Source organism: Roseibium aestuarii (genome assembly GCF_008477545.1).
Taxonomy (GTDB): Bacteria; Pseudomonadota; Alphaproteobacteria; order Rhizobiales; family Stappiaceae; genus Roseibium; species Roseibium aestuarii.
The window spans coordinates 289234-311430 of sequence record NZ_VORA01000003.1 but is presented as its reverse complement, the minus strand read 5'-3'; the positions used below and the strand labels follow the sequence as shown (position 1 = coordinate 311430).

Sequence of the window (22197 nt, the reverse complement as noted above, 5' to 3'; positions counted from 1 at the left end):
CTCAGGCGGCCTGTGCCGACTTCACCACCGGGAAGTCGATTTCGGTTTCAGCGACATTGTTGATGTAGTTCGTCCAGGTGTTCAGCGCGACGTGCTGAACGATCTCGACGATCTGGGCATCGCTGTAGCCGGCTGCGCGAACGGCAGCCAGATCTTCACTGCCGATCCGGCCACGGGCACGGGTGACGCTGGCGGCAAAGCGCACGGCGGCATCGGCCTTGGCGTCGGACGAACGGCCCTGACGGTTGGTGGCGATTTCCGCGTCGTCCAGCTTGGCCAGGTTCTTGCCGAGGTAGGTGTGGGCGGAGAGGCAGTAGTCGCAGCCATTGATTTCGGCAACGGCGAGCGCAATCCGTTCACGGGTCTGGGCTTCCAGAGCACCCTTGGAGAGCGCGCCGGAGAGGCCGAGATAGCCTTCCAGGGCCGCCGGGCTCAGGGAGACGAGGCGGAAGAGGTTCGGCACGACGCCCAGCTGCTTTTCCACCTGGGAGAGCAGCGGCTGGGAAGCGGCGGGGGCAGCGGCGATGTTGGCCGGGGTCTGGATACGGGGCATTGCAAAGGTCCTTTCGGGTTACGCATTGGCGATGACCCGAAGATGTGATTTCCAGATTTCAAAACCATCCGCCAAACTTGGCAGGAACCCTTCCGAAAGCTGGAAACCATGACCGATCGCCTCGATGCCATGTCCATGTTCCTGCAAGTGGTGGACGCGGGAAGCCTGTCCGGCGCCGCCCGGACCCTTGCGGTTCCCCTGACCACCGTGAGCCGCAAGATCTCCGAGCTGGAGAGCCATCTGGGCGTGCGGCTGTTCCTGCGGGCGGGGCGCGGGCTCAGGCCAACGGAAGCGGGGCTGTCCTATGCGCTGGCCTGCCGGCGCATACTGGACGATGTGGCCGAAGCCGAGCGGGCAGCCTCGGGCGAATATGCCGAGCCAAAGGGCATCCTGACCCTCACCGCGCCGATCGTCTTCGGCCGCCTGCACCTGTTGCCGGTGCTCACCGAATTTCTGGACGCACACCCGCGCATTACCGGGCGGTTGATCCAGTCGGACCATCCGCTTGACCTCACCGAGGGCCATGTGGACGTGGCGCTGCGCATCGGCCGCCTTCCGGACAGCCAGATGGTGGCGCGCACGGTCGGCGGCATTCGCCAGATCGTCTGCGCCAGCCCGGCCTATCTGGAACGGCACGGCATTCCTCGTTCTCCAGCGGAGCTTTCGACCCATGCCACCGTGGCCTTCGAGACTCTGACGCCGGGAGGAAACTGGCACTTTGCGTCAGGCGAGACGGTGGAGATCACGCCCCGGCTGACGGTGAACACGGCCGAGGCCGCCCTCGAGGCGGCGGCCGCTTCGCTCGGGGTCACGCGGGTGCTGTGCTATCAGGCGAAGGCGGCGCTGCGCGCGGGAACGCTGACCACGGTGCTCGAAGACCACGAGGCCGAGCCGGTGCCCGTCAGCCTCGTCTATGCGCGCTCCGGACTTCTGCCGCAGAAGGTGCGCTCCTTCCTCGACTTTGCCGCGCCGCGCCTGAAAAGCCGGATGAGCACGATTCAGGCCGGTCTCGGCCCCACATAGGCCGCCCGGGGCCGGATCAGCGCTGGCTGCTCGTATTGCTCCATGGCATGGGCAATCCAGCCGACAAGCCGACCGGCGCAGAAGAGCAGCTTGGGTGCCGCCCTTGGCAGGCCGCAGGCCCGCTGCAGGGCCGCGAGGGCAAAATCGATGTTGGGAGCAAGGCCATACATGTCTTCTGCCGCGGCAATCACGGTCGGCAGGCTCTCGAGGAAGAGACCGGACGCAGACGGCGTGCGGATGAGATCCAGAAGACAGGTCGCCCGAGGGTCCGGACCCGCATAGAGCATATGACCGAAGCCCGGCAGATCCTCGCCCCGCTCCAGCCGGTCGCGGAACAGGGGCGCGACCGTGTCCGGCTCGTCCACATCCTTCAGCCAGGCAAGAACCCGGTCGGAATGGGCGCCATGGCGCGGACCGGAGAAGGCGCCAAGCCCCGCCAGCAGGCAGGCATGAAGCGGCGCGCGGGTGGAGGCCCCGCAGCGCACCGCATAGGCGCTGGTGTTCAGCTCGTGATCGGCGGACAGCACGAGCGCGGCGCGGATCGCTTCCCGCGCGGCGGGATCGGTCACGCCCCAGGCTTCCGCCATCTGCACATGCACCGGGTCCGTCGAGAACGGGCGCTCAAGAAGGGCAGACACGCCGGCGAGCAGCAGACGAGCGCCCTTCTGGGCCAGCAGCGCCCGGGTCTGGACGCTGGCGGAGCGGTCCACCAGAGGCCAGGTCGCCAGCCGTGTCATCAGGCGCTCGAGCGGCGGCAGACCGTCGGGCAGGGACAGCAGGCCGGCATCCTCCGGGGCGGACACCCCGGCGAAGGGATCATCGCGGCAACCCCACAGCAGGGTCGCCACGGCCTCCAGGGAGGAGGATCGCGCCAGATCCGTTGCCCGGTGGCCACGATAGAACGGCCCCTCCTCGGTGATCAGGGTCAGCCGTGTCTCAAGAGCCGGGGTGGGAGCGCCCTCTGTGGCGAGCGGGCCGCCGGAGTTGCCGCTTTCCCTGTCCCGTCGGGTCTGCAGCGCGCGGACATCGGCCGCATCATAGCGGCGCTGCTTGCCCGGACCGGGCACGGAGCGGATCAGCCCCCGGCTCACATAGGCATAGAGGGTCGCCGGCTGGACGCCGAGTTCGGTCGCCGCCTCACGGGCGGAAAGGTAGACAGGCGCGTTCATATATTGATTGTATTTATCAATATTGACCGCCTCAAGCAAAATCCGCTTCCTTCGCGCTCAAGACAGGCCGTCTCCACTCTTCCCCCAGGGCGGCCCGAGAGAAGGAGAGACTGCCATGAGCGTTTCAACCCCCATCACGTCCCCCATGAGTGCCGCGGTTGCCGAGGGGCTGGAAGGCGTCGTCGTCACCGCGACGACCCTGAGCGACGTGCGCGGCACGGAGGGCAAGCTGATCCTGCGCGGCCGCCCGCTCGAAGCTCTCGCCAGTGCCGGCCGCTTCGAGGATGCGGTGGCTCATCTGGTGGCCGATCTCTGGCCCGGCCTGACGGACGTCGGCAAGGTGCTGGCCTCCGGGCGCAAGCGCGCCGAAGACGTCCTGCCGGTGCTTTCTGCCGCTGACCTGGGCCTTCCCGTCTACGAGATGATGCAGCTGGGCCTCGCCGCGCTGCCCGTCGGCGACGAACTCCATCCGCTGGAGCTGGCGGGGGCGCTGCCGGTCTTCCTCGCCAACGGGTTCCGGCTGAAATCCGGACTGGGTCTCATGGCTCCGGATCCGGCGCTTCCGGTTGCCGCCGATCTGCTGCGGATGATCCACGGCACCCAGGCTCCGCAAAGCCACGTGGACGGGCTCGACCGCTATCTGACCACGGTTCTGGATCACGGGCTCAATGCCTCCACCTTTGCGGCACGGGTGATTGCCTCAACGGGGGCTGCACCCAAGGCGGGGTTGCTTGGCGCCATGGGTGCGCTCAGCGGGCCTCTCCACGGCGGGGCCCCGGGACCGGTGCTCGACATGCTGGATGCGGCGGAGGCAAGTGGCGACGTGGCGGGCTGGATCGGGCAGGAACTGGCCGCGGGACGGCGGCTGATGGGCTTCGGACACCGGATCTACCGGACCCGCGACCCCAGGGCCGACGTTCTGAAACAGGGGCTTTCACGGCTTTCCGCCGAGACCGGACGGTTGCGGCTGGCGGAGACGGTGGAGCGGGACGCGCTTGCAGCGCTTAAGCGCGCGAAACCGGACCGGGTGCTGGAAACCAATGTGGAGTTCTATACGGCGGTCCTGCTGGAGGCCATCGGCTTCGACCGCAGCCTCTTCACGCCACTGTTTGCCGTCGGGCGCTCCGCCGGGTGGTGCGCCCACATGGCCGAACAGCAGGCCAAGGGCCGGCTGATCCGGCCCCAGTCGATCTATGTGGGACCGTGAGGCAAGGCTGGCCGCATCACAGGGAGACGCCGGTCTCCCTCACCCCTCTTCCAGCATCTCGCTCCAGCTTCTGGGAGCGTAGCCGCTGAGCGGGTTCTTGCGCGACCACTTGTAGCGCACGGTTTCCATGCGGAAGGTCAGGGCGTCAAACAGGATGAGACGCCCGACCAGACTTTCGCCGGTCCCGGTCAGCTCCTTGATCACTTCCATGGCCTGCATGGCGCCGACGATCCCGGTCAGGGCCCCCAGCACGCCCGCCTGCTCGCAGGTGGGCAGGGTGCCGTCTTCCGGCTTCTTCGGGAAAAGACAGCGGTAGGTGGGGTTCGGCGTGCCGTCTTCCCCGTCGAGATAGGGCTTCAGGGTGGTGATCGACCCGTCGAAACGCCCCACGGCGGCCGTCACCAGAGGCTTTCTGGCGAAGAAGCAGGCGTCGGAAACCAGATAGCGTGTGGTGAAATTGTCGGAGCCATCGACCACCAGATCATAGGCGGAGACCAGCTGCAGGGCGTTCTGCCCGGTGATGCGGATCGGATAGGGCTTCACCTCGACATTGGGATTGAGCCGGGCAATGGCCTCGGCGGCGCTGGCCACCTTGGGCTCGCCCAGCTGTTCCGTGTCGTGGATCACCTGACGCTGCAGGTTGGAGAGGGAGACCGCGTCGTCATCGACCACGCCAAGCGTGCCGATGCCGGCCGCCGCCAGATATTGCAGCACCGGCGCGCCAAGCCCGCCGGCACCGATCACCAGCACCTTCGCCTTCTTCAGCCGCTGCTGGCCCGGACCGCCGATCTCGCGCATCACGATATGGCGGGCGTAGCGTTCCAGTTCGGCGGGCGTGAGGCTCTGCATGGCGTGGGTCTCCCTCGGCGCGGTCAGGCGCCGGATGTTTCGTTGGGGATCTCGTGGGGCAGCGGGGCGCGCACGTGATCCTTCAGGCTCTTGTCGGCGGCGCCGAAGGCCTGGTAGTTGCGCCGGGCTTCCGCCAGGCTGACCGGATTGGCGCCTGCGGCCAGGGTCTCGTCGCCGCGCTGATCCGGATCGTTTTCCCAGAAGCAGACCAGGCAGATGTCCCAGTCGGCCTCGGCCGGGTCGGCACTCAGGGTCAGGTTGCCGCAGCACGGGCAGGCACTGCCGCGAGACGGCACGAGATTGAGCTCTTCCGCCGGGATGATCTGCTCGTCGTCGGCAGGCGCGTCGTGGGTCTGATCGTTGTCCATGATATCCATTTCCGGGTTGTTCAACATCCGGGTTCCGGCTGCGGAGACCTCTCCGCCGCCCGTGTGCCCTGGCGCCCTGTCCCGGTGCGGCCTAGCCAAGGATCCGGCTGACAAGCCGGGCTGTATAGTCGACCATGGGGATAACCCGGGCATAGTTCAACCGGGTTGGCCCGATCACCCCCAGAACGCCGACGATGCGTTGCTCCCTATCGCGATACGGCGACACGATCAATGAGGAGCCGGAGAGGGAGAACAGGTTGTTCTCGGATCCGATGAAGATCCGCACCCCATCGCCCTTCTCTGCAAGGCCCAGGAGCTGGATCAGGTCCCGCTTGTTTTCCAGATCGTCGAAGAGAAGCCGGATGCGTTCCAGATCCTCGACCGCGCCCACATCTGTCAGAAGATTGGAGCGTCCGCGCACGATCAGGGTTCCCGGTTCGTCCGCCGTGGTCTGGCTCCAGACCGCAAGGCCTGCATCGATGACCTTCTGGCTCAGCTTGTCGAGGGCCGCCTGGTTCTGTTCGCGGGCCGTCTCCAGCTCCCGGCGCACGTCGCTGAGGGTGCGCCCCTGCAGGCGGCTGTTGAGATAGTTGCCCGCTTCGACGAGTGCCGAGGAGGGAAGCCCCTCCGGCAGGTCGATCACCCGGTTTTCGACCGAGCCGTCCTCGCCCACCAGCACCACGAGGGCCTTCAGCGGTTCGATGCGAACGAACTCGATGTGCTTGAGGCGCAGGTCCGACTTGTGGGTCAGCACCACGCCCGCACCGCTGGACAGGCCCGAGAGAAGCTGGCTCGCCTCGGTCAGGATCTGCTCGGAGGAGTTGGCCCGGCGCGAGGCGCGAACCTGCACCTCGATCTGCTGGCGCTCCTCGGCCGAAAGGTCACCGACCTCGAGCAGCGCATCGATGAAGAAGCGCAGGCCCATCTGGGTGGGCAAGCGTCCGGCGCTGGTATGCGGCGACTGCAGCAGTCCGAGATGCTCCAGATCGGACATCACATTGCGGACGGACGCCGGCGACAGGGACATGTTCAGGGCACGGGACACATTGCGGGAGCCCACCGGCTCACCCGTTTCCAGATAGGTTTCCACGATCGACCGGAAGATCTCTCGAGAACGCTTGTCCAGATCGCTCAGGCTCACCTGAAACTTCTCCTTAGGCCCATGGTCCAGAACACGTCCGACGGAGCCTTCCGACCCCGGTTCGAACCTGCCCTAGATATAGGCGCAAAAACCGCATTGCGTGCAAGCAGCCTTTGCGTTGCCCGGCATGAGGGTCTACAAGGCGGCCAATTGCTGTGAAAACCAGACCTTCCCGACACCGCGCCAGACCCACGGGCTGGCGACAAGCGAGGAGCCTTCCATGCGTCCGTCCAAACGCGCTGCCGACGAGCTGCGTCCCGTCACCCTGGAACGGGGTGTCTCCAAACATGCCGAGGGCTCCTGCCTGGTCAAGTTCGGCGACACGCACGTCCTGTGCACCGCCTCCCTGGAAGAGCGGATCCCGCCCTGGCTGCGCGGCCAGCAGCGCGGCTGGGTCACGGCGGAATACGGCATGCTGCCGCGTTCGACCGGCGACCGCATGCGCCGCGAGGCGAGCACCGGCAAGCAGTCCGGCCGCACCCAGGAAATCCAGCGCCTGATCGGCCGCTCGCTGCGCGCCGTCGTGGATCTGGAAGCGCTGGGCGAAGTGCAGATCACCGTCGACTGCGACGTGATCCAGGCCGATGGCGGCACCCGCACCGCCGCGATCACCGGCGCCTGGGTGGCCCTGCGCGACTGCATCGAGTGGATGCGCGCCCGCGACATGGTCAAGAAGAACCCGCTGAAGGACCACATCGCGGCAATCTCCTGCGGCATCCATGAGGGCACGGCCGTGCTCGACCTGGACTATGCCGAGGACAGCACCGCCGAGACCGATGCCAATTTCGTCATGACCGGCTCGGGCGGCATCGTCGAGATCCAGGGCACGGCCGAAGGCGCGCCCTTCTCGGAAGAGGAATTCGCCAAGCTGATGGGCCTCGCCAAGACCGGTATCGGCCGTCTGGTCGAGCTGCAGAAGCTGTCCATCCTCTGAGGCGCTTGCGCGCGATCCCACAAGGAACACCCATGACCAGAAAGCTGGAACCGGGCCGCTTGGTGGTGGCCAGCCACAACAAGGGCAAGATCCGCGAGATCAACGACCTGCTGGCGCCCCATGGCTTCGACGTTATTTCCGCCGGAGAGCTGGACCTGCCGGAACCGGAAGAGACCGGCACAACCTTCGAGGCCAATGCGGAACTCAAGGCCGTGGCCTCGGCGCAGGCGTCGGGGCTGCCGGCGCTCGCCGATGACAGCGGGTTCTGCGTCTTCGCGCTGAATGGCGATCCGGGGATCTATTCTGCCCGCTGGGCCGGGCCGGAGAAGGACTTCGCCATGGCCATGCGGACCATCGAGGAAAAGCTGCAGACGGTGGGGGCGACCAGCCCCGACCAGCGCCGCGGCTCCTTCGTCTGCGTGCTGTGCCTGGCCTGGCCTGACGGCCATGTGGAGCATTTCCGCGGCGAAGTGGAAGGCGATCTGGTTTGGCCGCCGCGCGGCACCGCCGGTTTCGGCTATGACCCGATGTTCAAGCCGGACGGGCACGAGCGCACCTTCGGCGAGATGACGGCGGAGGAAAAGCACGGCTGGTCGGACACCGGCCCGGCCCTCTCCCACCGCGCGCGGGCCTTCCAGCTCTTTTCCAAGGCGTGCCTGGAGACGAAATGAACCAGACCTCCGGTCACAACTCCGCCATTCCGGGCGGCTTCGGCATCTACCTGCACTGGCCGTTCTGCGCGGCCAAATGCCCTTATTGCGACTTCAACTCGCATGTGCGGCACCAGCCGGTGGATCAGGCGCGCTTTGCCGCTGCCTTCGAGCGGGAGCTGGCCCATTTCGCGGAACTGACCGGAGGCCGTGTCGTCAATTCGGTCTTCCTGGGCGGCGGGACCCCGTCGCTCATGGAGCCGAGGACCGTCGAGCGGCTGCTGAATGCCATCTCGCGGCACTGGACGCTGGACGATCAGGTAGAGATCTCCCTGGAGGCCAATCCCTCCAGCGTGGAGGCCGAACGCTTCCGCGGCTATCGGGCCGCCGGGGTCAACCGGGTGTCGCTGGGCGTGCAGTCGCTGCAGGACCGTGACCTGAAGCTTCTGGGCCGCCTGCATGACGTGGAGACGGCCCTGCGCGCCATCGAGATGGCCCGGGACACCTTCCCGCGCCTGTCCTTCGACCTGATCTATGCGCGCCCCGACCAGACGCCGGAGGCCTGGGAAGCGGAACTGAACCGCGCCCTGTCGCTGGCAGCCGATCATCTCTCCCTCTATTCCCTCACCATCGAGGAAGGGACGCCGTTCCACACGCTCTATCACGCGGGCAAGCTGAAGATCCCGGATCAGGACATGGGTGCCGAGCTCTATGAACTGACCCAGGCGGTGACCGAAGCCCATGGCATGCCCGCCTATGAGGTGTCGAACCACGCCCGCCCGGGGGCGGAATGCCGGCACAATCTGGTCTACTGGCGCTATGGCGACTATGTGGGCGTCGGACCGGGCGCCCATGGCCGTCTGACGGTGGGGGTCAACAAGCTCGCCACATCGACCGAACGGCACCCGGAAACCTGGCTCGAGGCGGTGGAAACCAACGGCCACGGGATGATCGAGAATGTCGGCCTGACCTGCGAGGAACAGGGCGACGAGTATCTGCTGATGGGCCTGCGACTGGTCGAGGGCATCGACCTTGAGCGCTATGAAAAGCTCTCCGGCCGCGAGATGGACGAGAACAAGATCGACGACCTGATCTCCCACGGCATGGTGGAGCGGATCGACGCGACCCATTTGCGTGCATCGCGGGAGGGCTTCTCGGTTCTGGACGCGGTGGTGGCGGACCTCGCCTCTTAACGCACTGCAAAATCTGACAGTATCGCTTCGGCAACCTGACTTCACGACATCGGCATTCCTGCGGATGACGCCTGCATTTTTGCGCCGAAACCCAGCAGAAGGCAGTATTGCGCCGGTTCATTGCGAGGTCTATGCTTTCGCAATGCAATACCGGCCGTGACCCGGCATCCTGCCGACATCCGTCGGACAGGGGCCCCTTCCCGGCAGATCGGACAGAGCAGGACGCGGATCCGACGCTGCAACGCGCAGAAGGTTCGCGCGCCCGTACCCCGGTGGCGGAGAGACCTCTTTCCGGATGACCCCCGGCGCCCTGCCCGATCGGACAAGGAGATCCAGGCGTGTTCTATTACCAGTTCTACGAGCTGAACCATGCGATCATGGGCCCGATGCGGGCCGCAGCCGACATGACCAAGCTCTACTTCCAGAACCCGCTCAATCCCATGAGCCACACGGAAGTCGGCCGGTCCGTTGCCGCCGGCTGCGAGGTTCTGGAGCGCATGACCCGGCGCTACGGCAAGCCGGAGTTCGGGCTGAACGACACGGTCGTCAGCGGCGTGCGCGTGCCGGTGACCGAACGGCGGGTGTGGTCCCGCCCCTTCTGCGACCTGATCCACTTCGAGCGTGGCGTCCAGACCCGGCGCAATGATCCGAAGGTTCTGGTGGTGGCACCCATGTCCGGCCACTATGCGACCCTGCTGCGCGGCACGGTGGAAGCCCTGCTGCCCCGCGCCGACGTCTACGTGACCGACTGGATCGACGCACGCATGGTGCCCGTCCAGGAAGGCCGCTTCGATCTGGACGACTACATCGACTACATCATCTCGATGCTGCATTTCCTCGGCCCGGACACCCATATCCTCGGGGTCTGCCAGCCGTCCGTGCCGGTGCTGGCCGCCGTCGCCGTGATGGAAGGCCGCGACGATCCTTATGTGCCGGCGACCATGACCCTTATGGGCGGGCCGATCGACACCCGCGTCGCACCGACCGCCGTGAACCAGCTGGCCGTGGACAAGGGCATCGACTGGTTCCGCCGCAACGTGATCATGACCGTGCCCTTCCCCCATCCCGGCTTCATGCGCGAGGTCTATCCGGGCTTCCTGCAGCTCACCGGCTTCATGAGCATGAACCTGGACCGGCACATGACCGCGCACCGGGACTTCTTCCAGCATCTGGTGGAAGGCGACGGGGACAACGCGGACAAGCACCGGGACTTCTACGACGAATATCTGGCCGTCATGGACCTGACCGCCGAGTTCTATCTCCAGACCGTCGAAACCGTGTTTATCGACCATTCCCTGCCGCGCGGCACGATGATGCACGGCGCGACCCCGGTCGATTGCTCGAAGATCCGCCGCACGGCACTGCTCACGGTCGAGGGCGAGAAGGACGACATCACCGGCCGCGGCCAGACCCGCGCCGCCCATGATCTCTGCTCCTCCCTGCCGGAGGACATGAAGGCCCATTACGAACAGCCGAATGTTGGCCACTACGGGGTGTTCAACGGGTCGCGCTGGCGGGCCGAGATCTGCCCGCGGGTGCTCGATTTCATCCAGTCCCACCGCCAGCCGATCCCGGGTGGGCGGGTTGCCACCCCGGCGAGGCCGGCCCCGGCCGCAGCGGCTGCCGTTGCTGAAACGGTGGAGGCTGCGCCCGCAGCGAAGGCGGCGAAAGCTCCGGCAAAGGCCGCAACCAAGGCTGCCGCAAAGTCTTCGGCAGCCTCGAAGCCTGCCGCGACCGATCCGCTGGAGAAGATCCTTCTCGCCAAGCCGCAAGGGGTTGCCGATGACCTCAAGGCGATTGCCGGCGTCGGCCCGAAGCTGGAATCCGCCCTCAACGAGGCCGGGATCTTCCATTACTGGCAGATCGCCGGTCTGACCGAGAGCCAGATCGAAGCCCTTGATACGAAACTCGATTTCCGGGGACGCATTGCCCGCGACAACTGGATCGAGCAGGCCCGGAAGCTCTCCGAAACCGTGAGCTGACGCAGGGTGTGCAACCAAAAATCGGTCCATGCGTTCTTGCGCATCTGACGCAGCGTCCCCATCTGCATTTCGTTGATGTTCTGAATGGATGGAGCAATGACGACTGCAAACTGCACGATCCGACCGGGCTGGACCCCGGTCACCACGGGCCTGATGGTTCTGGGCTTTGTGGCCTTCTGGCCGCTCGGTCTCGCCATGCTCGCCTATATTCTCTGGGGCGACCGCTTCCAGACCCTGGCGCGTGACGCCCGGGACCAGTGGCGCACCAGCCCCATGAAGGGCTGCATGGACAGCATGAACCGGACCACCGGCTTCGGCCGAACCGGCAACGTGGCCTTCGACGACTACCGGGAGCGCGAACTCAAGCGCCTGGAAGAAGAAAAGGCCAAGCTGGACCAGATGCGCGACGAGTTCGACGCCTTCCTGCGGGAACTGCGCCGGGCGAAGGATCAGGACGAGTTCGATCGTTTCATGGCCAATCGCGGCCACGGACCGGCGACCCCGACAGCCTGACAAGACGTCGGCAGACCGGCTTGCCGGTATGATCGACCGGACGGAGAGCGGCGCTTCCTCAAAGCGCCGCTTTCGTCGTTTCAGGGGCTGGGATAGACTAACCTTCGGCCCCCGATCCCCTGCCCCGACTGACGAGCTTCTTCCGCTGACGATGTTCTTCCGCTCCCGCCGCGCGCCGGCGCTTCCCCCCCATCTCGAGATCTCCACGGAGGCCGGGCCCTTGCGGATCCGGCTGAGGCAGGACGCGCGCGCCAAGCGCTATCTGCTGCGCCTGCCTGCGGATGCTTCCGGCCCGGTGATGACCGTGCCGCAGCACGGGGATCTGGCGCGCGCCGAACGTTTCGCCCGCGCCCATGTGGAGTGGTTGCTGGAGAGGATCGACCGGCGCGACAAGCCCGTCGCCCTGATGCCGGGAGACGTGGTCCCCTTGCGCGGGGTGGACCATCTGATCTGTTCCACCGGCACCCTGCGCGGGTTGATCCGGCAGGCGCCTGCCGCCGAAGACGGCGGCCTGCCCCGCCTGCTTGTTCCCGGCGAAGAGGCGCATGTGCCGCGCAAGCTCGTCACCTGGCTGAAGCGTGAGGCGCGGGCGGACCTTGAAAAGGCGGTCATCCTGCATTCCGGCCGTCTGGGCAAGCCGTTTGGCGCCCTCTCCGTCCGCGACACCCGCAGCCGCTGGGGGTCCTGTGCCTCGAATGGCAACCTGTCCTTCTCCTGGCGGCTAATCCTGGCGCCGCCGGAGATCCTCGACTATGTGGCCGCCCACGAGGTGGCGCATCTGAAGGAAATGAACCACTCCGACCGGTTCTGGGCCCTGTGCCGCCAGCTTGCGCCGCAGACCCCCACCGCCCGCCAGTGGCTGAAGGACCATGGCGCCCGGTTGCATGGCTTCGGCTGAGGACTGTCCGCCCTATCCGCCGAACAGGGATTTCAGCAGATCCAGAGGCCCCTTGCGGCTGGAGGGCTGAGGCGACACGAGCTGCCGGCCCGAGCCCACGTCGGCCGGCGGAATGAAGCCGCCCGGAGCCGCTGCGCCCGAAGGCGTGGCGCCTGGAACGCCGCTGGAAGCAACCATGGAGCCTTCCGGCACGCCGGGCAGATCGGCGACGGGAAGCTCCTTGTGGTCGGCGTCCATCACCTCTTTCCAGACCTGCGCCGGCAGTCCGCCGCCCGTGGCCTTCTTCGTCGGCGAATTGTCGTCGTTGCCGAGCCAGACCGTGGTGGTCAGATGGCCGGTGAAGCCGATGAACCAGCCGTCGCGGAAGTCCTGGCTCGTCCCGGTCTTGCCGCCGGCCGGGCGATGATCGGCGAGCATCGCCTTCTTGCCCGTGCCCGTGATCAGGGTCTGGGCCATCATCCGGTTCATGTCCGCCAGGTTCTCGCGGGTCACCACCCGGCCCGGCCCGTCGCCCTGTCGCGAGAACAGAACCTTGCCTTCCGACGTCAGGATGCGGCGCACCACATGGGGAATGACCCCGTAGCCGCCGTTGGAGAAGGGCACATAGGCGGCCGTGATCTCCAGCGGCGACACTTCCGACGTGCCAAGAGCGATGGAGAGGTTGTCGGACATGGTCGAGGAAATGCCCATCTTGCTGGCGGTAGCGATCACCACCTTCGGCCCTACCTCATAGGCGAGCTGTGCGGCCACCGTGTTCAGCGACATGGCCAGCGCCTGGGTCAAGGTGACCGGACCGTAGTGCTGCTTGGTGTAGTTCTGCGGCGCCCAGCCGTTGAAGTTCACCGGCTTGTCCTCGCGCACGGTGTCCGGTGTCAGGCCGCTTTCCAGCGCGGCCAGATAGACGAAGGGCTTGAAGGAGGATCCGGGCTGGCGCTTGGCATTCACCGCGCGATTGAACTGGCTCTTCGAGTAGTCCACCCCGCCGACCAGGGCCTTGACCGCGCCGGCCGTGTCCATGGTGACGATCGCACCCTGGCTGACCCGATATTTCGTGCCCTCCTCGCCGATCGCCTTGCGGAGTGCGGCCTCTGCCGCATGCTGCATGGCCAGATCGATGGTCGTGTCGACGACGATGTCGGAGTCGATCGATCCGACATATTGCGGCAGCACGTCCATCACCCAGTCGGCGACGTAATTCTCGCTGGCGGTGGTGTAGCGGCGCACGACCTGAGCCGGCGACGCGAGCGCGTTCTTGGCTTCCTCGTCGGTGATGAAACCCTCGCGCCGCATGGCGGCCAGCACAACCTGGGCCCGGTCTTCCGCCAGATCCGGGTTGCGCGCCGGAGAGAGGCGCGACGGGGCCTTGAGCAGGCCTGCGAGGGTGGCGGCCTCGGCGACCGTGACCAGACGGGCGGACTTGCCGAAATAGCGGCGGGCGGCCGCATCCACCCCATAGGCCCCGGACCCCAGATAGACCCGGTTCAGATACATCTCCAGGATCTGGTCCTTGGAGTAATTGGCTTCCAGCCAGAAGGAGAGCACGAGCTCCTGAATCTTGCGCTTGATCGTCCGGTCCTGCTCCAGGAACAGGTTCTTCGCCAGCTGCTGGGTGAGGGTCGACCCGCCCTGCACCACGCCCCCGCGGGTGAAATTGGTCACGAAGGCGCGGGCCAGGCCCACGGGGTCCACGCCGAAATGCTCGCGGAATCGCCGGTCCTCGATGGCGATGACCGCGTTGGGCAGATAGGGCGGGAGCTGCTCCAGACGCACGGCCTCGCCGCCGGTGTCGCCCCGGTTCGCAATCAGGTCGCCGGTGGTGGAGACGATCTTCACATTGGGCGGGCGCTGGGGAACCTTCCACTCGGAAGTGGGGGGCAGGAAGGCCGCGTAATAGATGACGATGCCGACGACGGCGATGCCGCCCCACAGGCCCATGACGAGGCCCCAGTAAACCAGTCGCCGGAAGGCCCGGACGATCAGCGAGCCACCGGCACGGGACCGGGCTCTCTTGCGGGCGCGGCGGCTTGGGGCCTTGCGCGCACCACCGGAGCCGCCCGAATCCCCGCCGGAGGACCCGGAGCGGGCTGCGGATTTCGGCCCAGACTTGCGCTTGCGCGGCTTGGAAGACGTGGTGGGACGATCACGGGGATCCGCACGCAGTTCGCCGGCCTGCGCCATCCCGCCGAAATGCGGCTCGACCCGCGATATGTTCGGATTTCTGCGCGCCATGCGGTGTGCAGCCTGTCCCCATTCAGTCCCGTTTCAGATCCCGTCATGACGATAGATTGCGGCAAATTAAGGGGGCGTTAAGGCTTGTGGCCTGCTCCCCTGCGCTTGTGGGAAATCTGGAGGGAGGCTACCACTGTCGGATCTTCAAGAGAGGGAACACAAGAATGCCCAAAGCCTACTGGATCGCCCGCATCGACGTGCAGGACCCGGAAACCTACGCCAAGTATGTGGCCGGCACCGCCGGCCCCTTTGCCAAGTACAAGGCCCGCTTCCTGGTGCGCGGTGGCGATTTCGAAAGCCTCGAAGGCCAGGCCCGGTCGCGCAATGTGGTGATCGAGTTCGAGGACCGGGAAACCGCCCTCGCCTGCTACCACTCGCCAGAATATCAGGCTGCCAAGGCCTTCCGCGTGGTTGCCTCGGAAGGCGAACTGATGATCGTGGACGGGTTCGAGGGACCGCAGCCGGCCGCGTGAGACGCCGGGACGCGAGTGCGCGTCAGGGTTGCCAGACACGAAAAAAGGGGCCGACGGGCCCCTTTTTGCTGCCATCCTGTCGGCGCGGCGATCTAGCTGGCGAAACGGCTGGCGTCGGCGCCGTAATAATTCACATAGCGCTCGTTCAGGGCGCTGACGGGCATGATGATCAGCACGTCCGTGGTGCCGAACTGGTGATCCACCACGGCCCCGTCGCCCACATAGGCACCAAGCCGCAGATAGCCCTTTACCAGAGGCGGCAACTGGCGCAGAGCGGTCTTGCCGTCGATCGCGTCGACCGGCACCCGGTTCATCTCCACGTAGCGGTCCGGCACGGCGGCCACGCGCCATTCTTCCGGCGCACGGGCATTGTGATGAAGGAAGGAAAGCGGCTCGGCGATGCGGTCGGGGCTGGTGGTCTCGAAGGAGGCGCAACCGATCATCACGTCGATGCCATGGGCCAGAACATAGGCCCAGATGCCCTGCCAGAGCAGCTCGACGGTTTTCTTGCTGCGATAGGGCTGGAGCACGCAGGAGCGGCCGAGCTCCAGAAACTGCTTGTCCGGGTTGGCGTCGACCAGAGCCTGGATGTCGTATTCTCCGGCGGTGTAGAAGCCGCCGTGCCGATTGGCCACGTCCTGGCGCAGCAGGCGATAGGTGCCGACAATCGTGGGCTTAAGACGGCCAAGCTTGTTGCGCTTCATCTTGGCGTGATCGATGACCAGCAGATGATCGCAGAAGGCGTCGAAGGGGTCCGCATCGCGACGGGTGGCAAGCGTCTCCGCGTCGGCAATGGCCGACATTTCCTCGTAGAAGACCTGATAGCGGAGCCGCTGGGCCTTCTTCACCTCACCGGCCGTGCGGGCGAGGCGAACTTCCAGCGCGCCGACGCGACCGAGGGTGCCCCGCATGCGGGCAGCAATCTCGCCGCCGCGCAGCAAGGCGGGACCCGGCAGGCCGAAGCGGGAAAGCGGAAGGGGCATGGCGCCGGCGGGAGCGAATTTCGCGACCAGCTTTCTCGGAAGCAGCATGGCGGATCGTTTGTCGGATAAAGGTTTGCCTGCAGACCCTAGCATGAACTTCCCCATTCCACCCTGCGACTTTTAACCATCCGGGCGCATCTGGCGCTGAAGGAAGGGAAAAGTCCTTTGCCGAAACAGAATCACGATGTGCCGCGCGGAGCGGCATAGCCCCGGCATATCGCACAGTTTTCCGACAGGGATATGACAGGATCGGCGAGCCGCACTACGGCGGTGAGCGAAAGGAGGCCAGTTGGTCGGCAAATCTCCGCCACGTGAGGGGAGCATGAAGGCCAATTCCCCTGAGCAAACAGGCATCGCTCAGGCAACCGATAAGCCGGCTAAGTTTCAGCCGCCGCTGGCGCGTTGAAGACTGGCCAGGGCCGCGCCGATGGCATCGACCGTCAGGGGTTTGGTGAGATAGCCGGTGGCGCCGGCCCTCGAGGCCTTGGCCTTGGCGTCCTCCATCACGTCTGCGGTCACCATGAAGATCGGCGCCTGGGCCCGGTTCTCGTGCTGCTCCGTCTGACGGATGCGGGCGATGGCGCCGATGCCGTCGAGCCCGGGCATGTGAAGATCCATGAGGATGGCATCGAACTGGCCGCGAGCGGCGGCTTCCACCGCCTGTTCGCCATCGGTGACAAGCACGGCCTCATGGCCGAGCTTGCGCAGCAACGCCTCCGTCAGCAGGCGATTGATGTCATTGTCCTCGGCGACCAGCAGGCGCAGGGGCCGGCTGGGCGCATGACTGGCCCGGCCGGGACGGTGATCCGCCCCCTGATCCGTGTAATCCCGCCAGCACTGGTCGTCATTCGGATTGGACAAGAGCCCCTCCACCACGCTGATCAGGCTTTCCATGCGCACCGGGCGAATGAGATAGGCCGCATAGCCGGCCTCATGCAGCCGTTCGAGCCTGTCGCGTTCGGATGGGGAGACCAGCACGACAGCGCGGGCATTGAAGCCGCAAAGCCGGGCGGTAGCGAGCCAACCGGCGCTGTCGGACAGGGTCGAGTTGTCGGCGATCACCAGATCCGCCGTGGCGAGCTGGGCATCAAGTGCGGGATCTCCCGGCAGGAAGACCGAGGCGCGTGCGCCCTGCACATTGAGACGGCGGGCCAGCAGCGGCATTTCCACCGGGCCAGACCCGATCAGGACGATGGAGCGGCCGGCCACGCCCGGCGCACCTGAGGCGACGGGGGCCTCCGCCGCGCGAACGGTCTCGGGCACCGGCAGGCAGACCCGGAACAGGGCGCCGCCGCCGGGGGCGGGCTCAGCGCTGATCGTGCCGTCCATCAGGTCGGTCAGGCGGCGGGCGATGGCGAGCCCCAGACCTGTGCCGCCGAACTTGCGAGCCCGGCCATGGTCCAGCTGCTCGAATTCCTCGAAGAGCCGCTCCGCATCTCCCGGATGGAAGCCGATGCCGGTGTCGCGCACCTCCAGGGTCAGCAGGCTGCCGCCCTGCGGTCGGGGTGCACCAGAGACGCAGATGGACACACCGCCGCTTTCGGTGAATTTCACCCCGTTTCCGGCGAGATTGAACAGGATCTGGCGCACGCGGGTGGCATCCAGCGTCACCATTTCCGGCAGGTCAGGGGCAACGAAGCTGCCGATTTCCAGACCCTTGGCATGAGCCTTGGGGGCGAGGAGCTCGACCACATTCTCGACGATGGAGCTTAAACGGACGGGTGCGGCCTCGATATGCAGCTTGCCCGCTTCCACCTTCGAAAAGTCGAGAACCTCGTCGATGAGCAGGAGCAGGGTCTCGCCCGATGTTTCAAGCGCCTCGATATAGGCGGTCTGTTCCTTGGTGAGGCGGGTGTCGCGCAGGAGCGTCGCCATTCCGAGAATGCCGTTGAGGGGCGTGCGGATCTCGTGACTGACCGTTGCCAGGAAGCGGGACTTGGCCTCGTTGGAGCTTTCCGCCGAGAGACGGGCGGCGCGCAGGTCATCCTCCATGCGGCGGCGATCGGTCACATCCCGCAGAACGGTCTGGACGAGGGGCTGGTCGGTCACCGTGTCGCGCACATGAATGTCCATGCGGGAGAACCAGTGGGGACCGGAGTTGGTGAGGAGTTCCACGTCGCCGAAATGGATGGGACGTTCGCCGAAGGCACCGTCGGTCATGCGCGCCTGCCAGGGCTGGGCGGTTGCGCCCTCGCCCCGGAGGCCATCCTCCGTGCCCAGCGCCGCCATTCCCCGGTCGACCCGGCTCCATTCGGGCACGACGAGCGCGCCGAAGGGCCGATCCGGGCCCTCGCCACAGGTGAGGTCTCTCAGGGAGAGCAAAGCACCGGTGAGCGGTCGATCGCTGGGACCGAAGGCCAGATCCGCCGCCGCATTGGCATAGACCACCCGGTTTGCGTCGTCCCGGCGCAAGACGATGTCGCCCAGGGTGGAGAGAATGCTTGCCTGACGCTCGTCGCTTTCGCGCAGCTCCCAGGCGGCATCTTCCAGTTCCTCGCAGCGGGCCATCAAGCGGCGCAGGCGGTCGTCCTGCCGGGCGAGCGCCTCCTGATCCACCCGACGGTCGTCGACCAGCACGCGCCAGACGCTCAGGCCCCCGGCGAAGAAGGCAAGAGCCAGACCGGCATAGCGGGTTTCGGCCTGCCCGACGAGGAGGAGGCTACCGATCGCCCCGATGACGATGCCCGCAAGGGCGAAAGCAAGCAGGCGCGGCGAGGGCGCCCAGACGGCTTCCGGCATGCCGGGAGTGGCCACGGAGGCCGGTTCTCTCCGGGTCTCGGTACGACGGTCAGGGCGGGCGTGATGATCGGGCTCCGCGCGGGCGTCGTCCGGCACCGTCTCTCGACCATGGATGTCAGTTACATCGATATCTTCGCGGGCTGGTGCCGATTTCCGCCGATCCGTTGTTTCAGGACCCAGGCCCCGCCTCGGACGGGCCCGAAGCCGGTCACGCTTCGAGGCGGCGCTGCCGGCTCCGGGAAAGGCCGCCATCTCCCCCGGATCATCTGGATCACTGTCAGGGAGATCACTGTCAGGGACGTCAACAGGGGCAGACACATTGCCTGCACCCGCGCGACCCTCGAACCCGGCGAGCGCTGTGCCCTCGACCCCCGGTTCGGCGGCAAGGAACTCCGCGTCCAGACGGTCTTCCGCCTCTGCGCCACGGGGCGCATTCGGAGAAGAACGATCGTCGGGATGAGACTGGTTAGCCACGGTCGGTTACTCGCATACTCGGTGATCGGGTCGACACTTTGATCCCGACTATGGGGCGTAACCTTTGAGAAACCGTTTCCCCGACGCGAGGCGGCACTTCCTCTCAGTTCTCCTTGCTTCGCTCGCCGCCCTCCTCCCTTTCCCCCAGGCGGCCCTCAGGCCGCGGCCTGGCGCAGGGGTTCCTGCCCGCGATAGCTCAGGGCCTCCGCCAGGTGGAGCCGGCCCACGCTGTCGGCGCCATCGAGATCGGCAAGGGTCCGGGCCAGCCGCAGGACCCGGTGATAGCCGCGGGCACTGAGGCGGAAATGCTCCGCAGCCTCTTCCAGCAGGCGCAATCCTGGCGCATCCGGCACCACGACCTGCTGCAGGATCGCGGTCGGGACCTGCGCATTGGTCAGGCGGTCGAGGCCGAGGGCCAGATAGCGGGCGCTCTGGATCTCCCGCGCCCTTGCCACCCGGAGGGCAACCTGGGCCGAGCCCTCCCCGGTGCCCGGGCGGATGAGATCGGATGCGGTCACCGCCGGCACGTCGATCCTGAGGTCGATGCGGTCGAGGAAGGGGCCGGAGAGGCGCGCCTGATAATCGGCGGCACAGCGCGTGCCCTTGGCGCAGCGATGACCGGGTTCACCGGCATAACCGCAACGGCAGGGGTTCATCGCCGCCACCAGCTGGAACCGGGCAGGATAGGACACCCGACTGTTGGCGCGGGCGATCACCGCCTCCCCCGTTTCCAACGGCTGGCGCAGGCTGTCGAGAACCTGGGGGTTGAACTCGGGCAGCTCGTCCAGGAAGAGCACCCCATTGTGGGCGAGCGACACCTCGCCGGGCCGGGCCTTCAAGCCGCCGCCGATGAGTGCGGCCATGGAGGCCGAATGATGGGGGGCGCGGAAGGGCCGCCGGTCGGTGAGCCGCCCCTCGGAAAGGGTGCCCGCCATGGAGGAGATCATCGACACCTCGAGCAGCTCGCGCGGGGAGAGCGGCGGCAGCAGCGACGGCAGGCGACTGGCCAGCATGGACTTGCCCGCCCCCGGAGGACCGCAGAAGAGCAGGTTATGCCCGCCGGCGGCAGCGACTTCCAGCGCGCGCTTGGCGGTTTCCTGCCCCTGAATGTCCGCAAGATCCGGAAGGGTGCCCGGGGCTGGCGACAAGCGCGCCCGGGGCCGGGAGAGCACCTGCGTGCCGGCGAAGTGGTTCACCAGTTGCAACAGGCTGTCGGGCGCCAGAACCGCCATGTCCGGATCCGCCCAGGCGGCTTCGGGACCGCAGGCTGCCGGGCAGATCAGCCCCTTGTCGAGCGCGTTGGCGCCGATGGCCGCCGGAAGCACACCGGCCACGGGCGCGAGCCGACCGTCGAGACCCAGTTCTCCGATGACCGCAAACGCAGACAGACTGTCCGCAGGAATGGCGCCGATGGCGCACATGATGCCCAGCGCGATGGGGAGATCATAGTGAGAGCCTTCCTTGGGAAGATCGGCCGGGGCGAGATTGACGGTCAGCCGCTTGGCGGGCAGGGCGAGGCCGCAGGCCTGAAGGGCCGAGCGCACCCGCTCCCGGCTCTCTCCGACCGCCTTGTCCGGCAGGCCGACGATGGTGAAGCCGACCATTCCGGCGCCGATCTGCACCTGAACATCGACGGGCAGGGCCTCGACCCCCTGAAAGGCCAGTGTCGTTACACGCGAAATCATGACACGTCTCCCTCATCACGTGTATCTGACCTTAGGGCAATTTCGGCCACCCAACAAGAACAAAAATGGAACAAGTGACAAATGACACAATCGGCCCTTGCGGCAGGCGGTGCTTTCCCTTGATCGCCGGAAAACTTCATCGCAGGCTCGGAATGTCCGATCCGGACCATTTTCGAGGAGGCATTTTTCGATGTGCGACGTTTGCGTCATGAATTCGGTGAAGAAGACCATGCTGTCTCGCCGAGACTTTTTCAAAAGGAGCGGTCTCGGCCTGGCTGCGGCGGCGAGTGCGGCGGCCGTTCCCAGCTTCACCGCCCTGCCGGCCTTTGCCGACACGCCCTCCAAGGTGGCGGATCTGACCCACACCCTTGGCCCGGACTTCCCGACCTTCTTCGGTCAGCAGCAGTTCTTCCCGGACAAGAAGTTCTCCTTCGACAAGGACGGCTTCAACCTTTTCGAGCTGCGGGTGAACGAGCACACCGGCACGCATATCGACGCCCCGCTGCATTTCTCCGCCGATGGCCAGTCGGTTGACGAGATCCCGGTCGAGAACTTGGTGGTGCCGCTGTGTGTCGTCGACATCAAGGCGAAGGCCGCCGAGGACGCGGATGCACAGGTCACCCCGGACGACCTGAAGGCCTGGATTGCCGCCAACGGCCCCATTCCGGACAAGGCCTGCGTGGCCATGAACTCCGGCTGGCAGGCCCACATGGGCACCGACAAGTTCCGCAATGCGGATGCATACGGCAAGATGCACTTCCCCGGCTTCCATGTGGAAGCGGTGAAGATGCTCATGGAAGAAAGCGGCGCCGTGGGCATTGCGGTGGACACCCTGTCGCTTGACTTCGGCCCCTCCCCGGACTTTGCCGTGCACTATGCCTGGCTGCCCTCCAATCGCTGGGGCATCGAGTGCATCGCCAATCTGGACATGCTGCCGGCCAAGGGCGCGACCCTCATTGCCGGTGCACCCAAGCACAAGGGCGGCTCCGGTGGCCCCTTGCGCGTGCTCGCCATGGTCTGATCCGGGCAGAGACGCTTTCGCTTCCTTTGCAGATGATGACGCCGGGCCTCGCGCCCGGCGTTTTTCGTGAACCAATCACGCCCTTTCCCGTTGGACCAGGCAAGACCCCTTGT

The 22197-nt window shown here is 66.3% G+C and carries 19 protein-coding genes; 10 read left to right on the top strand and 9 right to left on the bottom strand.

Annotated elements, in window-relative coordinates; translation table 11 throughout:
- Position 1: 1 nt before the first annotated feature.
- Positions 2-553 carry a carboxymuconolactone decarboxylase family protein gene (locus tag FR728_RS14350; protein WP_149893406.1) on the bottom strand — a complete coding sequence of 184 codons (552 nt, stop codon included), beginning with the start codon at positions 551-553 and terminating at the stop codon, positions 2-4.
- Positions 554-661: 108 nt separating this feature from the next.
- Here FR728_RS14350 and FR728_RS14345 point away from each other — a divergent pair, with 108 nt between their 5' ends.
- The gene (locus tag FR728_RS14345) at positions 662-1576 is read left to right on the top strand and encodes a LysR family transcriptional regulator (protein WP_149893405.1); all 915 of its coding nucleotides are present in this window, start codon (positions 662-664) and stop codon (positions 1574-1576) included.
- On the opposite strand, the gene FR728_RS14340 is transcribed toward FR728_RS14345, so the two are convergent.
- Positions 1552-2745, bottom strand: coding sequence for a citrate/2-methylcitrate synthase (locus FR728_RS14340; protein WP_149893404.1), 1194 nt, complete (start codon positions 2743-2745; stop codon positions 1552-1554). The two genes, FR728_RS14345 and FR728_RS14340, sit on opposite strands and share 25 nt — an antisense overlap.
- Positions 2746-2860: 115 nt before the next feature.
- Here FR728_RS14340 and FR728_RS14335 point away from each other — a divergent pair, with 115 nt between their 5' ends.
- The gene (locus FR728_RS14335) at positions 2861-3952 is read left to right on the top strand and encodes a citrate synthase (RefSeq protein ID WP_149893403.1); all 1092 of its coding nucleotides are present in this window, start codon (positions 2861-2863) and stop codon (positions 3950-3952) included.
- A 39-nt stretch (positions 3953-3991) separates the two neighbouring features.
- Here the strand turns inward: FR728_RS14335 and FR728_RS14330 are convergent, their stop codons facing one another.
- The 3 genes from FR728_RS14330 to hrcA form a co-directional block, all read right to left on the bottom strand.
- On the bottom strand, positions 3992-4801 hold the full coding sequence (locus tag FR728_RS14330) for a HesA/MoeB/ThiF family protein (protein ID WP_149893402.1): 810 nt from the start codon (positions 4799-4801) through the stop codon (positions 3992-3994).
- A 23-nt stretch (positions 4802-4824) separates the two neighbouring features.
- Positions 4825-5169, bottom strand: a complete 345-nt coding sequence (locus FR728_RS14325) for a CPCC family cysteine-rich protein (RefSeq protein ID WP_188318912.1) — start codon at positions 5167-5169, stop codon at positions 4825-4827.
- Positions 5170-5260: 91 nt separating this feature from the next.
- Positions 5261-6340: a heat-inducible transcriptional repressor HrcA gene (gene hrcA / locus FR728_RS14320; protein WP_208998835.1), complete on the bottom strand. Its 1080-nt coding sequence runs from the start codon at positions 6338-6340 to the stop codon at positions 5261-5263.
- Between the two features lie 190 nt (positions 6341-6530).
- Between hrcA and rph the strand changes: the two genes are divergently transcribed.
- From rph to FR728_RS14290, 6 genes are all read left to right on the top strand, one after another.
- Positions 6531-7244, top strand: a complete 714-nt coding sequence (rph, locus tag FR728_RS14315) for a ribonuclease PH (protein ID WP_149893399.1) — start codon at positions 6531-6533, stop codon at positions 7242-7244.
- Positions 7245-7276: 32 nt separating this feature from the next.
- The gene (rdgB, locus tag FR728_RS14310; protein ID WP_149893398.1) at positions 7277-7915 is read left to right on the top strand and encodes an RdgB/HAM1 family non-canonical purine NTP pyrophosphatase; all 639 of its coding nucleotides are present in this window, start codon (positions 7277-7279) and stop codon (positions 7913-7915) included.
- Positions 7912-9087, top strand: coding sequence for a radical SAM family heme chaperone HemW (hemW, locus tag FR728_RS14305; RefSeq protein ID WP_149893397.1), 1176 nt, complete (start codon positions 7912-7914; stop codon positions 9085-9087). The genes rdgB and hemW overlap by 4 nt, the downstream gene beginning before the upstream one ends.
- Positions 9088-9425: 338 nt before the next feature.
- A complete protein-coding gene (gene phaZ / locus FR728_RS14300; protein ID WP_149893396.1) occupies positions 9426-11069 on the top strand; it encodes a polyhydroxyalkanoate depolymerase in 1644 nt (547 codons plus the stop codon).
- A 96-nt stretch (positions 11070-11165) separates the two neighbouring features.
- Positions 11166-11582: a DUF2852 domain-containing protein gene (locus tag FR728_RS14295; protein WP_149893395.1), complete on the top strand. Its 417-nt coding sequence runs from the start codon at positions 11166-11168 to the stop codon at positions 11580-11582.
- Between the two features lie 151 nt (positions 11583-11733).
- The gene (locus FR728_RS14290) at positions 11734-12480 is read left to right on the top strand and encodes a M48 family metallopeptidase (protein ID WP_149893394.1); all 747 of its coding nucleotides are present in this window, start codon (positions 11734-11736) and stop codon (positions 12478-12480) included.
- A 12-nt stretch (positions 12481-12492) separates the two neighbouring features.
- Here FR728_RS14290 and FR728_RS14285 read toward each other — a convergent pair whose 3' ends face one another.
- Positions 12493-14709 (bottom strand): transglycosylase domain-containing protein, encoded by a 2217-nt coding sequence (locus FR728_RS14285; RefSeq protein WP_149893393.1) that lies wholly within the window; start codon positions 14707-14709, stop codon positions 12493-12495.
- A gap of 164 nt (positions 14710-14873) precedes the next feature.
- Here FR728_RS14285 and FR728_RS14280 point away from each other — a divergent pair, with 164 nt between their 5' ends.
- On the top strand, positions 14874-15182 hold the full coding sequence (locus FR728_RS14280) for a DUF1330 domain-containing protein (RefSeq protein ID WP_149893392.1): 309 nt from the start codon (positions 14874-14876) through the stop codon (positions 15180-15182).
- A gap of 92 nt (positions 15183-15274) precedes the next feature.
- Here the strand turns inward: FR728_RS14280 and olsB are convergent, their stop codons facing one another.
- The 3 genes from olsB to FR728_RS14265 form a co-directional block, all read right to left on the bottom strand.
- Entirely contained in the window at positions 15275-16213 is a 939-nt protein-coding gene (gene olsB / locus FR728_RS14275) for a l-ornithine N(alpha)-acyltransferase (protein WP_149893391.1), read from the bottom strand.
- A 336-nt stretch (positions 16214-16549) separates the two neighbouring features.
- Positions 16550-18919 (bottom strand): ATP-binding protein, encoded by a 2370-nt coding sequence (locus tag FR728_RS14270; RefSeq protein ID WP_208998822.1) that lies wholly within the window; start codon positions 18917-18919, stop codon positions 16550-16552.
- 614 nt (positions 18920-19533) lie between these two features.
- Complete coding sequence (locus FR728_RS14265) at positions 19534-21063, bottom strand: YifB family Mg chelatase-like AAA ATPase (RefSeq protein WP_149893390.1); 1530 nt, start codon at positions 21061-21063, stop codon at positions 19534-19536.
- Positions 21064-21253: 190 nt separating this feature from the next.
- On the opposite strand from FR728_RS14265, the gene FR728_RS14260 reads away from it, so the two are divergent.
- Positions 21254-22084 carry a cyclase family protein gene (locus tag FR728_RS14260; RefSeq protein WP_149893389.1) on the top strand — a complete coding sequence of 277 codons (831 nt, stop codon included), beginning with the start codon at positions 21254-21256 and terminating at the stop codon, positions 22082-22084.
- Positions 22085-22197 lie beyond the last annotated feature (113 nt).

What these genes read in the sequence shown, in the direction of transcription:
- FR728_RS14285 (WP_149893393.1), bottom strand. Translation starts at nt 14,709, where the DNA reads ATGGCGCGCAGAAATCCGAACATATCGCGGGTCGAGCCGCATTTCGGC.
- FR728_RS14330 (WP_149893402.1), bottom strand. Translation starts at nt 4,801, where the DNA reads ATGCAGAGCCTCACGCCCGCCGAACTGGAACGCTACGCCCGCCATATC.
- FR728_RS14290 (WP_149893394.1), top strand. Translation starts at nt 11,734, where the DNA reads ATGTTCTTCCGCTCCCGCCGCGCGCCGGCGCTTCCCCCCCATCTCGAG.
- rph (WP_149893399.1), top strand. Translation starts at nt 6,531, where the DNA reads ATGCGTCCGTCCAAACGCGCTGCCGACGAGCTGCGTCCCGTCACCCTG.
- FR728_RS14345 (WP_149893405.1), top strand. Translation starts at nt 662, where the DNA reads ATGACCGATCGCCTCGATGCCATGTCCATGTTCCTGCAAGTGGTGGAC.
- FR728_RS14295 (WP_149893395.1), top strand. Translation starts at nt 11,166, where the DNA reads ATGACGACTGCAAACTGCACGATCCGACCGGGCTGGACCCCGGTCACC.
- olsB (WP_149893391.1), bottom strand. Translation starts at nt 16,213, where the DNA reads ATGCTGCTTCCGAGAAAGCTGGTCGCGAAATTCGCTCCCGCCGGCGCC.
- FR728_RS14265 (WP_149893390.1), bottom strand. Translation starts at nt 21,063, where the DNA reads ATGATTTCGCGTGTAACGACACTGGCCTTTCAGGGGGTCGAGGCCCTG.
- FR728_RS14280 (WP_149893392.1), top strand. Translation starts at nt 14,874, where the DNA reads ATGCCCAAAGCCTACTGGATCGCCCGCATCGACGTGCAGGACCCGGAA.
- FR728_RS14340 (WP_149893404.1), bottom strand. Translation starts at nt 2,745, where the DNA reads ATGAACGCGCCTGTCTACCTTTCCGCCCGTGAGGCGGCGACCGAACTC.
- rdgB (WP_149893398.1), top strand. Translation starts at nt 7,277, where the DNA reads ATGACCAGAAAGCTGGAACCGGGCCGCTTGGTGGTGGCCAGCCACAAC.
- hemW (WP_149893397.1), top strand. Translation starts at nt 7,912, where the DNA reads ATGAACCAGACCTCCGGTCACAACTCCGCCATTCCGGGCGGCTTCGGC.
- FR728_RS14335 (WP_149893403.1), top strand. Translation starts at nt 2,861, where the DNA reads ATGAGCGTTTCAACCCCCATCACGTCCCCCATGAGTGCCGCGGTTGCC.
- FR728_RS14325 (WP_188318912.1), bottom strand. Translation starts at nt 5,169, where the DNA reads ATGGACAACGATCAGACCCACGACGCGCCTGCCGACGACGAGCAGATC.
- FR728_RS14350 (WP_149893406.1), bottom strand. Translation starts at nt 553, where the DNA reads ATGCCCCGTATCCAGACCCCGGCCAACATCGCCGCTGCCCCCGCCGCT.
- FR728_RS14260 (WP_149893389.1), top strand. Translation starts at nt 21,254, where the DNA reads ATGTGCGACGTTTGCGTCATGAATTCGGTGAAGAAGACCATGCTGTCT.